Source organism: Aquidulcibacter sp., assembly GCF_044346625.1.
In the GTDB taxonomy this organism is placed as follows: Bacteria; Pseudomonadota; Alphaproteobacteria; order Caulobacterales; family Aquidulcibacteraceae; genus Aquidulcibacter.
Genome location: NZ_JBIIYV010000037.1, coordinates 1 through 12,667, shown reverse-complemented (window position 1 = coordinate 12,667; position 12,667 = coordinate 1). Strand labels below are relative to the sequence as shown.

General features: G+C 54.7%; 4 protein-coding genes. 2 read left to right on the top strand and 2 right to left on the bottom strand.

The window, feature by feature from the left end:
• Positions 1-2: 2 nt before the first annotated feature.
• Positions 3-764, bottom strand: a complete 762-nt coding sequence (locus ACIQ20_RS10330; RefSeq protein WP_395780012.1) for a flagellar biosynthetic protein FliR — start codon at positions 762-764, stop codon at positions 3-5.
• Between the two features lie 63 nt (positions 765-827).
• Positions 828-1,094 carry a flagellar biosynthetic protein FliQ gene (locus ACIQ20_RS10325; protein WP_395780010.1) on the bottom strand — a complete coding sequence of 89 codons (267 nt, stop codon included), beginning with the start codon at positions 1,092-1,094 and terminating at the stop codon, positions 828-830.
• Positions 1,095-1,440: 346 nt separating this feature from the next.
• On the opposite strand from ACIQ20_RS10325, the gene ACIQ20_RS10320 reads away from it, so the two are divergent.
• Together ACIQ20_RS10320 and ACIQ20_RS10315 are read left to right on the top strand one after the other, a co-directional pair.
• Positions 1,441-11,871, top strand: coding sequence for a hypothetical protein (locus tag ACIQ20_RS10320; RefSeq protein WP_395780008.1), 10,431 nt, complete (start codon positions 1,441-1,443; stop codon positions 11,869-11,871).
• 1 nt (position 11,872) lies between these two features.
• On the top strand, positions 11,873-12,229 hold the full coding sequence (locus ACIQ20_RS10315) for a hypothetical protein (protein WP_395780006.1): 357 nt from the start codon (positions 11,873-11,875) through the stop codon (positions 12,227-12,229).
• Positions 12,230-12,667 lie beyond the last annotated feature (438 nt).

Below are 12,667 nucleotides of genomic sequence, written 5' to 3'. Positions count from 1 at the left end.
CTTTAGCCTCCAAACCAAGTTGCTGTGGTTTCAAAGGTTAGGCGAATGATACGCAGATAAAGGGCACTTGCGGTTGGAATCGTTAGCGGCAGAAGAATGAGAACGGCCAGCGTTTTGACCTGAAAGCCAAGCATGAGCACATTCATTTGTGGCAAGGTTCGTGACATCAGGCCAATGGAGATGTCGATCAGGAATAAGACCAGAAGCAAAAGGCCAGACAGTCCCAAGGAGAGGAGTGTGACGGCACTCCAGAGGCTCAAAATGGCTTCAGGCCCTGGGGGGGCAAATGCGGACCCAAGCGGCAGGGCTTCTAAGCTTCGCGCGAATATGGCTAGAAGATCGGCTGGTCCACTTGTCGAAAAGAACACGACGGCACACGCATAGGCCATGAGGGAGCCGACCAGTGGCATTTGCCCGCGTAAATTAGGGTCGGCGAGTAGGGCCATCCCAAAGCCTGCTTGGAGGTCAACCATGCGTCCAGCAAATTGAACGGCGCTAAATGCGAGATGCAAGGCGAGGGCGATTAGGACGCCGATAAAGAGCTCGCCCGGGGCGGCCAAGAGAAAGTTGCCGTCCTTAATAGCAAAATTCGCCACTTGATCTGGATTTGCACCCATCATGGCCCCTGCAATCCCAAGTGCTAAAAAAACACGGACGGTTGTGGGGATGCGGATTAATCCAAAAGGTCCTGCGCCTGCGAGACTTGGCCCCAGACGCAAGCTGCACAGCAAGGTCGCTTCAGCAAAGGCCACAAAGTCGGTCAAAAGACAAAAGCCAGGAATTGAAGAGAAAGGGGCAAAAGGGGCGGCAACATCGAGGTGAGATGCCTATCGGATGGTGGAGATAGAGGCATAGGATTGTCGGGCAAATTCGCCGATGCGACCCATCATCCAGCCACCTAGAAGAATTAGGATTAAAGCGGCTACGGCAAGCTTTGGCACATAGCTAATCGTCATTTCCTGGATCTGCGTGGCGACTTGAATCACACTGATCAGGACGCCGACCACCAAGGTAGATATGAGGATTGGCGCTGCCACCAGCGCGGCGACCCAGAGCATTTCGTTCATGAGGAACATAAAGGAGTCTGAGCCCATGTAAGATCCTTAATGGCATGTTTTGGGAGCTAATTGGCCCGCTAACCTTAGTAAATTAATACTTAAAGGCTACAACCTGCAGTCATGGCTCGCAACCGCATTCGGCAGTGGGCAAGGGAAGCTCAAAACCGGCGTTGCCGTCCTTAAAACCTAGGCTGAATACGCCATTGGATTGAAGTGTAAGGCCGGGAGCTATCACCGAATTTAGTTTTAAAAAAAACGACGCGCGCGCTAAACTTTCTCCGAAATCCGTCGATCACTTACTCGATACTTGGTGTTTCCTTGCTGAAGTTCCTAAAGAGTGACTGAGGCAAGAAACACCCGCCGATTGAGACGGGGATGTGAGATGGTTGCCTTTTTCACGGGTCTTGGAGCAGGTCTTGAGCGCGGCTCTGCGGCAGCATTGGGGTCAGCGGGCCTAATTGGCGGTGGATTGGTGGGCCGCGGAGGTGACGCGGTTTCGGTCAATGCGCGCACGGGCAATCTTGTTATCTCGCGTCAGGACGAGTTTCTGGTCGGGCGTGGCCTCGATGCCTCGATGGGGCGGACCTATAATAGCTTGGGCGCGATTGAAGAAAGTGGTGACCATTGGCGCATCCATGACGATCGCCGGATATTGGGTCTTGTGGGTGGGGTAAATACGGTGGGTTCCACCATTCGGCGGATTTCCGCGGATGGCTCAGATGTGACCTACACCTACAGTGCGCGGGCAGGGCGTTGGTCTTATTGGACCACGGACGGTGGCGGAGCCCATGACGAGCTGCAATTCAATGGCAACCAATGGACTTGGATTGAAGGCGGCTCAAACAAGCGTGAGACTTATAATGATTTTGGTGGCGGCACGTGGCGTATGCACCAGCAGATCGACATTGATGGCAGCACGCTGACTTACGCCTATCACGCCGATGGACGCTTGTATCAGACAACGACCTCTGACGGTGGCTGGATCCGTTATGACTGGGCTGGCAACAATTTATCTCAGATCGTGACTGGCTTTTTCAATACGCAGACTGGCCAGAACCAGCAGCGCACCTCGACCCAATATAGCTATGACACTTTGGCCCGCCTGCAGCACGTCCATGTCAATCTGACCCGAAGCGATGGCCAGGGCGGTGGTACCTATGTGACGACCTACCATTATTATGGCTCGTCACGCCAAATCGCGGCGATTGGTCAGACCGATGGGTCGTGGAATTCGTTTGGATACGATGGCGCTGGGCGAATTAGTTGGATTCACAATCATGCTGGGGATGGCAGCTATCGTGAAACCCGTCTCGAGTATCATGGCGATAGCACCCACATCATTGACCCACGCGGCAATCGGACAGTTCTAAATCACAATGGTGCTGGGCAGCTGACCGCACTTCTCGCGCCAGAGCCAGTTAATGGGGCAAGTCGACCAACGACAACGTTTCAGTATGACGGTGACGGAAATCTGATTTCCACAACCAATGCTACTGGAGGTGTGACCACGTTTGCCTATGACGCCCGTGGTAACACCACCTCGACGACCGATGCGACTGGCCGCGGCACTGTATATGATTATGACAGCGCCAATCGCCTTGTCGCTGAGCGGTCCTGGGGAACACGGTCAAATGGTCCCACAGAGCAACTCACAAAGCGTCTGGTTTATAATAGTGCCGGCCGCCTGGAGTTTGAAGTCACCTCCGAGGGGCGCGTCACCCAGTATGGCTATTACTCCAATGGATTGCTGAATTGGAAACGTGGCTTTTCTGGCTATCAGTACATGCCAGGGTCGACGCATGTTCCGACCGCCACTGACTTATATAACTGGATCGCCACGGCGGGGATAAGTTACGACCGAACGACATTTGAAGAATTTCGCTATGATGCTCGGGGAGATGTGTCAGAGATTGTTCGCTGGGGCATGCCGTTAGCGATAGCTGGATGGTGGAACAATACCGAAGGCTATAGTCATAGCTTTTTCATCCGCGATCATTCGGGTCGTGTAATCCAAGAATGGACGGCTCCAGAAAACACCTCGCATTATGTTTATGATGGCCTTGGCCGTGTTGTCGTCAAAATCGATCCGAGTTCGGGTCAAACCACCATTGCATTCAATGATGCAGCGACCACCACAACGGTTACTAATGCTGCGAGTGGCACGACAGCTTCAGTCTACAACAAACTTGGACAGCTAATCTCCGAAACCGACGCTGGCTGGTACGTTAATGGTGGGACTGACACTTTCCTTTATGACCATGCTGGAAATTTACGCCGCAGCGTGGATTCTACCGGGCGGTCGATGTATCATGTGTGGGATCGTGCCGGCCGGAAAGTTGCTGATATTGGTGGCGAAGGCAGCATGGTGGAATATCGCTATGATGACGCCGGCAGAGTTGTCGCAACGGCGCGCTATACCCATTGGGCTGCAGGCCAGCTTGGTACCTTGAATGATCCCAATGCTGAACTTGAAATCAGTCAGATGCGGCCGCCCGCTCATCCCTACGACATTTGGGAATGGAAGGTTTATGATCAGGCAGGTCGGGTTGTGCAAACCATTATGGGTGATGGTTCAACGACGCGCTATGAGTATGACAATGCTGGCCGACTGATTAGGACTTTTGGCTACGGCAATCCAGTCCCGGCTGCGACGATCCAATCCTATATGGCAGGTGGTTTGCCTGTAGCCTATACCCCTAGCTGGCATGCCCTCGATACACTTACCAGAAGTTTTTATGACGGCGATGGCCTCTTAATCGGAAGTTTGGCACCAGATGGTGGCCTCACGCGCATTGAATATGACGGCAAAGGTCGAAAGATTGCAGAGCATCGTTATGTGAATTTCGCCGCTGACGATAACTGGACACGGGTTCATGGCACGTTAGACCAGATTTTCAATACGGTTCCGAAGGATGCCTCCCTCGATGTGACTTCGCGCTGGGTCTATGACGGGCAGGACCAGCTTCGTTATGAGATCGATGGCGCAGGGCGCGTCACGGAGTATCGGTATTGGCAAGGCACCCAATGGTACTCGGCTGGCAAGCCAAGACGGATTATCCAACATGCAGTGGCCTTCCCAAGCGGCGTAACTGATTTTTCCCATGCCTCTGTTCAGGCCCACATGGAGCAACATGTTGGTAACGCGAATAATCGCAACAGCTGGAATGTCTATAATGAAAAAGGCCAACTCTCTTATGCGGTAGATGATGGCGGCCAAGTCGCACGAATGATCTACGACCAAGCAGGCCGACTCCTACGTACCGCGCGTTATGCCGAAACCGTCGACATGAATGCCATGGGCAACGACTCTCAATGGGCGGCAAATCTGGCTGTGTGGACCGATGCGCGGATTGGCTCAGCGCGGGTTGAACGCAACTACTATAACGCGCGTGGTGACTTGCGTGCTGTGGCGGACGCGGAAAATTTCGTTACAATGTACCATCACGACACTGAAGGACGCGTTACCTATCAGCAGCGCTTTGCCAATAAAGTGCCTGTTGAAGATTGGTGGAGTCTCCAGCAGATTTGGGACACCAATAAGGGTGCCGCGGTTGATCGCTACTTTGGCTATGACGGTCTTGGTCGCGAGATTGAAACCTTTGATGAAAACGGAAACCGGACTTGGTACGGCTATTTTCAGAATGGTTTGAAGGCATATCTCATAACTGCCGCTTGGCAGGATGGCGAAAGCCGAATTCATTATATCTATGATCAAGCCGGGCGCTTGAAGCATGAACTTATCGCTAATAACGAGCTAGAGACCTACAGCTGGCACGGAAATAGCTCCACAAACAAGTTGAACTCTAATCATCGTTTGATATCGCCAAATTGGGCTTACCAGATGGGCGTCTCGGCTCAGGGTGAGCTGCAGATCTATCATAATGCCAACTTAATCTGGTCAAATGGCGTCCGGGACAGTGTGATTGGCGCGACCTATTCATTGGATGCCCAGACCGATGGCAACTTGGTAGTCTACCGTCATCAAGCGGGCCATGGACCGGTTGCGATTTGGTCCACAAGTACGGCTGGGACTGCCAGTGGTCCAACTTTCATGGCGATCCAAGACGATGGAAACTTCGTCCTATACCGGGGTACACCATCGAACAATCAAGGCGCAATTTGGTCCAGCGGCACTAATGGCAGAACTGGATCTGGGCCTGGAAGTTGGATTTGGAAGAAGAATTATAGCTACAATGGTTTAGGCCAGGTCATATCCATTCATGATCCTGATTCAGTCTATACGCGATATGAATATGACCGGGCCGGGCGTGTCTCTCGCATTACCGATGGTAATAATGGCATCACTGAATATCACTATGATGCGGCTGGCCAACAGCGCCGCACCCGCGACGCGCGTGGCCATGATAGCTACACCTATTATGACCGTACGGGGCGCGTGATCGCCAATCTGGATGCCGAGGGCTATTTGTCCCGCACCGAATATAATGGTTTTGGGGAAGTAGCGTCCGTCAAACGCTTTATGAACCGGGCCAACGGCGTCGGCGGCAATGGGCAGCAGCCTTCCGTGAGTGATCATGGCCTCGACGCGACCACCCAGTATCAATATGACAAGCTTGGCCGCGTCACGGCGATGACCGATGCGGAGGGCCATCAAGAGCTTTACCAGTACAATTCGTTTGGTCAGCGCAGCGCCATGCGCAACAAGCTCGGTGGCTGGACCCATTATCAATATGATAAACGCGGGCTTCTGACCCAAGAACAGCTCAATATCGATACATTTGATAGCGCCGGTAATCGCAAGTCATGGCATATTCACAATAATTTTGAATATGACAGCCGCGGAAATATGACCCGCAAGGCAGAAGCCGCGGGCTTCGCTGAAGAGCGCAATACTTGGTATGAGTATGATGCGGGCAACCGCTTGATTGCTAAGAAGAGCGATGCGCGTTTGGTGGTTGCTAATGGCACGGACAATGGCAGTGTCATCCAGCCGGTTGAGACTTACCAATATGACCGCCGGGGCAATGTCACCCAGATTACCGCACCCGACGGCAAGCGCACCCTGCGTTGGTACAATCTTTCGAACCAAGTCACCCACGAAATTAGCAATGGTGGTACGCTCACGCGCTATTTCTATGGCGCTGATGGTACCCTAAGCGAAACACGCGTCTATGGTGACCGGGTCGGTGTCCCGGCGAACGCGCGCGGAATGCCTCCAGCTGGCGGCAACAACTTCCGCTCTGTCCGTTATATCTATGACAATCTGAACCGCGTAATCGAGACTCGCACTGGGCCGGTCCATACGGCCCAGATGAATGGCGACACCTTATCGGTTCAATGGCGTGAGCTGGTCGTTAGCTATCAATATGACGCGATGGGCAATGTCACCCGCACCACGGACGCGGACGGTCATCATGTGCATGCTTGGTATGACAAGCTCGGGCGCAAGACCGCTGAAGTCGACCAAGGTGCGTTCCGGACCGATTGGACGCACGATGCCAATGGTAATGTTTTAACTGAGCGCCGCCAAGCGGTTTCGACTTGGAATGTCCATCATACCCTAGATGACCGGGTAACTTCCTTTGGCTATGACAAAATGGGCCGAAGAATGTGGTTGTGCCGCCATAATGTTCTGGTGCATGACTTCCATGGAAACCAGGCCATGGGCAGCTCTACCATCTATTATTATTACAATGGGCTTGGCCAGGTTACTCACCATTATGAAGCCACCGGCGACTGGTCCTATAACACTTATGACAGTTTTGGGCGCTTAATCCAGCAGCACAACGGTGCCGTCAATACGCTTGATGGCTCTGGCAATATCGGGCTCACCTACCTTTATGACGGCCTTGGAAATCTTGTCCGCACGCATAAGTGGGGCTGGGGCGGGACGGCTGGCCGCACAACCACTTACACCTATAGCAAAGGCGGCTTGCTCGAAGTTTCGACCGATTCAACCGGGAACCAACGCAAGTTTGTGCATGACGCCGCAGGTCGCGTGACCCGCCAAGAATATTGGCGCCACCAGCATTGGGTCGGCGGTGTCTATGAAGCGATCGCTACCGATTATGATGCTGACGGCCGCGTTAGTGCGACCGGCATGGCCAAATGGAATGGGTCTAGCTGGTCACGCCGCATCGCTGAAGGTGACCTGGATACGTCCATGATGACCTACAACGCCTATGGCGATGTGGAGCAGCGCGGGATCAACAATGTCTACACCGAGAAATTTGCCTACGACAATGCAGGGCGTCTGTTCCGCAGCAATGCAGGCGATGGGGTAGAGCGCTATTTTGTCTATGACGGCCGCGGCAATCAGACCTTGATGATCGCCTCCGAAGGCATGGATATTCGCGGTCAAAGCCTCGATTGGGTCATGGATCGTTGGGGCGGGGATCGCAACGCGATGCGCCACAATTTCGTCGATGGCGTGACCGCTACCATCACCCGTTTTGATGGCCGGGGCTTGGCGGTTGAAGTGATTGAGCCGCAGCGTGAAATGAACTCAAATTTCCGCCAGCATGTGCATACGCACCGCGGCTACACCGCCTTTGGCGAAGTGGCTTGGGAGCAGGACGCACGCGGCAATCGGATCGACTATACCTATAACACCATGGGTCGCCAGATTAAGGTCGAGAGCCCCCACGTCACCATCGCCCATGAAAATGGCTCTGAAAGCTGGGCGAGACCGACTGAGCATCGCTATTATGATGCCTCCGGCCGCCTCGTCGGCCAGCGTGACGCCAATGGTAACCTCACCCGCTATACGTTGTTTGGTGGCACGGGTTATGATGGCAAAGAGGCGCTGATTACCAATACGCTCTATGCGGATGGCACCAGCGAAGCACGCACCTATGACATGCATGGCGATCTGCGCGTGGTTAATAATCGCGGCCGCATCACCAATATGTCCTATGACCAGATGGGCCGTCTGACGGCTACTGAACAAGCTGGTATGTGGCAATGGCAGGCCTATGACAGCATCGGCCAAGTTTATGAGCGCTGGAGCTCAATCCAGCCCTGGGAGGCACGTAGCTTCATCGGTTATGACGCACAAGGCCGTATCGTCCTGCAAAATGCGATGGGCGGAGACCATACTTGGACCAGCTATCAGTTCATCAGTAATTTTGTGACCCATGGCATGGGCCATATGGGTGGGTGGACGAAGACGACCACTTACGCCAATGGCCGCACCAATCAAGAATCCACCGATTTGTTCGGCCGCACCACGTATACGATTGATATGGGTGGCAATCACTCAGCCACCCATTACGACCTTGCGGGCCGCATGACCATGCGAAACGGTGGTACGCCGATGTATTTCACGTGGCTGAACACCGGTAAGATGCGCAGCCAATATGTGGATTTCACCTCTTGGAGCTATGAGGGTGCCCATACAGCCCGCCGCGAGACTTGGTACCATTATGATGCGACCGGCAATGTCACCCATCAAGGCACCTACCGAACCGGTCAAGAAGCCATCGCCAATGATTATGGTTATGGGACTTGGTACACGATCAACAACGTCAATGAGACGCATGAGAACCAGAGTGCCCAATATGATGCCTTGGGTCGCATCACGCTCTGGCAAGAGCATGGCGGGTTTGTTGCGGGCGCACACACCTATTACCGTTATGACGCGGCGGGCAATGTACGCCGCACATGGGGTGCCAACTGGTCACTGAATAATGCTGGTTCCCCAACCGTACAGGTCAATCACGATCATTGGTATCGCTATGATGAAATGAACCGTGTCGTGACCGATAAGGGCCAATTACAAAACGGCCAAATTGTGCGCGGCCATTCGGGCACCGACATTTTCTACAATGCCCAAGGCGACCGGGCCTTCACTCTGCGCTCCTATACCGGGTCGCAATGGATCGTCGATTGGAATTATTATGATCCCAATTGGGTCGATCCAAATGCCTACAATGGCTATGAGAACTATTATTATATTGAGCCCGGCGGTTATCCCGGTGGCTATTATGTCAGCTTCACCGCCGCATTCCGGGAAGATTATGCCTATGATGCGGGCGGCCGCCTGACAGAAGTGCGCCAAGTTTCGGGCAATTATGGCACGCCCACCCCAACAGGGCCCGGCGGTGTCGTTGCCTTGATTTATTATGACGTGGCGGGCCGCCAAACCCGCCAGATCGACTACACCGCCCCGGACAGCTGGACGATGGCCTATGACCAAACCACGTCCTATGACGCGGCGGGCAGGGTCTCGTCGACCTATTCGGAGACCCGCCAAGGCAATGACATCGTCCGCACCACCACCAATTATGATTATGGTGGCACGTGGCAGGGTGGGGCCTATGCCCTAGGCCAGATTATGAGTGTGACCTCAAACTCACACAAAAACTGGTCCAACCACTCCAACAGCACCACCACCTACACTTATGCGTGGTATCAAGGCGCGGTTCAGCAAAGCATCAATCACACCCAAACAGGCAGCCCGGCTGGCAATACGTGGTTCAGCTATAATCATGTTGCGGGCCAAGCGGTGATGACCCAAGCGTCGATCAGTGATGGTCGTTCGCGCACGGTCAATTATGCCACCAATTTGATGGGCGAAGTGGTTAAGCGCTGGGAGAGTGCCAGTGGCACAGGGGGCGGTGCCCCTGCTGAATATTGGTATCGCTATGCCGGGAAAGAAATGGGCAAGGTTGGCAATGATGGCACCTTGTATAATTCCTATATCTCCAGCATCACCCAACGCCAGGCCCAAGCAGGCCAAGGCGCGTTTGAGTTTGGTAGGACCGGCGGCACGCCAGAGGCCGACTTTGGTTCACGCCTAGAGGGCATTTCCAGCTATAATCAGGGCTCGGCCGCTGGCACGATCACGGCGCGCGGGGGCGAAACCTTGCAAGCCGTCGCCGCCAGCCTGTGGGGCGATAGCGGTCTTTGGTATAAGCTCGCCCAAGCCAATGGCCTGTCGGGCGATGCGGCCCTATCAGCCGGCCAAACCCTGCGCATTCCAGCAGGCGTCGTCCGCAACACCTATAACGCCGCCACCATCACCCCGACTGATCCCGCCGACACCCTCGGCGACGTCAACCCCACCTCCCCCCAAGCCGCCCCACCGAAGAAGCAGAAGTGTGGGGTGGTTGGACAAATATTGCTGGTGGTGATTGCGATTGCGGTTGCAGTTTATCTTGGACCACAGATCGGAGCTTGGGCATCGAATGTGTTCGGCGGCGCGACTGTCGCAGCAACAGGCGCAGCGGCCACCGGCACGATTACGGCCGGCATGATTAGCAGTGGCGCTGTAGTTACCGGTGGGATAGGCGGCTTTGTGGCCGGCGGGCTTACTGCTGTCGCGGGTTCCATCGTCAGCCAAGCAGTCGGCGTGGCCACAGGTATTCAAGATAAGTTCAGCTGGAAAGAGGTCGGGATGGCCTTCATTAGCGGCGGCATTGGAGGCGCTGGGAAGTTCGGGGTTGGCGGCAAAGATATCTTGTCCAATGTCGCGCGCACCATGGTCAAGAGTGCTGCCTCACAAGCCATTGGAGTTACCCTAGGCTTGCAGGATAAGTTCAGCTGGGCTGCTGTGGCGGCGGCTGGTGTAGGGGCAGGTGTTGGACGTCTCGTCGGCACGAGCTCCTTATTGTCACAGGCTTCTGAAAAAGTTGCAAAAGGGGTCATTTCAGCTGCAACCGCGGTTGCAAATGCTGCAACCCGAACTGTGCTGGAGGGGACAGATTTTGGCGACAATATCCGCGCCGCTCTGCCCTCTGTGGTCGGCAACCTGTTGGTTGATAGCTTATTTGGTAATCCCGACTCAGCTTCGACACCCGCCACTACTGAAGTAGCTGGAGCCCAGTCTAGCTCTTTCGATCTGACGTGTTTCATCAAGCAAAATGGCATCGCTTCGCCGTTCCCTTGGGGAATGAGCCTCAGTATTGCTCCCGAAAGGCCCGTGGAAACGATAATCGTGCGGGCTGATCGACAACGCGCTAAGTCGAAAATCGACCAAGCGTGGGACGCAATGATCGATGCAGCCATAACGATTGGCAACACATTCGCGCCAACTCCGCCTTCGATCGTTATACCAGCTGGTCGTCTGCCAACTGCGCGAGAAGCTTATTTCTTGAATCAGCAAAGGCAAAACGCGATTTCCAAGCAAAGTGCTAGGTTTGCATTTGGCACCTTGTCCAGTTCGTTGCCAGGGATTGGCGATGGAATCGCGATCCGCGATGCCTTTGAGAAACCAACCCTTGCCAATATTGCCATAGCGGGAGTTGCGATTGTTCCCTATGCGGGCGATGGCGCTGCAGCAGCAATACGCGCCAATATTGGGGTCAATAAGGCCGCCCTTCAGGTCCCAGTCAATGCTCCAAGTCTAATGCCTAATGGTTCACCTATCACCCTAACCAATGGACCAAACCTCAATGTGGTAGGCCAGCCCGGTGTCATGTGGCCGGGGTCGGTGCAGCCACCTAATGCTGTTGCCGCAGAGAGGGCAGCGCCCCGAATGTTCTCGACCATCGACAACGTGGGGTCCGATAGTGGGCTTTACCGGGTCGGTGCTTATGATGAAATTAAGGGCACGGTTCCAGGCCTAGACGCTCACCACGTAGGCCAAAAGGCGCTGATGGGCAGGATGATTCCTGACTATGATCCGCTAACGGCGCCTGCGATCTTGGTGCCGAAAGTTGGGCATACGATCCGTGGTCCAAGGGGGATCGTATCGCGAAGCACAGCCGGGTTGGAAACGCCCCGAGCAGTACTTGCGCGTGACATTATGGAGCTGCGTCGAGTATATCCCGACATCCCGAATGCGCAGCTTCAGCAGCTTGTCCAAAGTAATAAAACCGCCTATCCCCAGTCCTTCATTAAAGGGAACTGAAGTGAAACCCAAAGACTTGGCTACCGGCCTAATGCGTGAGGTCGTGAACGAAAACGTCGCGGCTTACCGCGAACTCTTTACTCACACCCCCCTCAGCGATGCGACCGATCCATATTGGCAGCGCGCCCTTGCGTTTTTTGCTTCGCTCTCGGAACAGCAGCGAGCTGTCTTCTTCGAGGTCGTTCGTCAGGTAAGCGTTGATACCGTCTCCAACGTGCTGGGTGTCCTCGACGGTGTGAATGCAATCGAGGGTGCCGACGCCGGATTTGCTGTGTTCTATGGCCGCGACCAGCGCTTGGACGGCGACTTGCAGAGCCTTTTCCTTGTGGAGGATGAGGAAAGCACGAAAGCAAGATAAAAGGACTGGTTTCCCGACGGGCTAAGTCTTGGTCTGTGGGATGCTATCCCCCCGCTCTGGATGCTCATGCTACAGGCCGCGTTTAGCTTCTTTCCCACCGATGGCTGCGCCTGCCTTAGCAAAAAAGCCGCAGATCGCTCCCCTGCGACCAGCCGCCCTTATCGATACCTTGATCGGAACAAAAACATCGATCCCCAGGCCTAGCTCGCACACCTGCTCGCCCAACTGCCCTCATGGCCAGCGTCACGCGTCCAAGAACTCGCACCCTGGAACTTGAAGCCCGCGCCCTGAGCCACGCCGTGGCCCACGCCGGCTTTCAATTACCCACAACTTCGTCGTCTGCCGATTTGTAGGCCTATTGTGATGTCGTGGAGGCGGGCAAGGCCGCGCCAGATAACGGTATTGCCCGGTGGTGGATCGCGGGTTCGGGCAAGGTAG

What these genes read in the sequence shown, in the direction of transcription:
- ACIQ20_RS10325 (WP_395780010.1), bottom strand. Translation starts at nt 1,094, where the DNA reads ATGGGCTCAGACTCCTTTATGTTCCTCATGAACGAAATGCTCTGGGTC.
- ACIQ20_RS10320 (WP_395780008.1), top strand. Translation starts at nt 1,441, where the DNA reads ATGGTTGCCTTTTTCACGGGTCTTGGAGCAGGTCTTGAGCGCGGCTCT.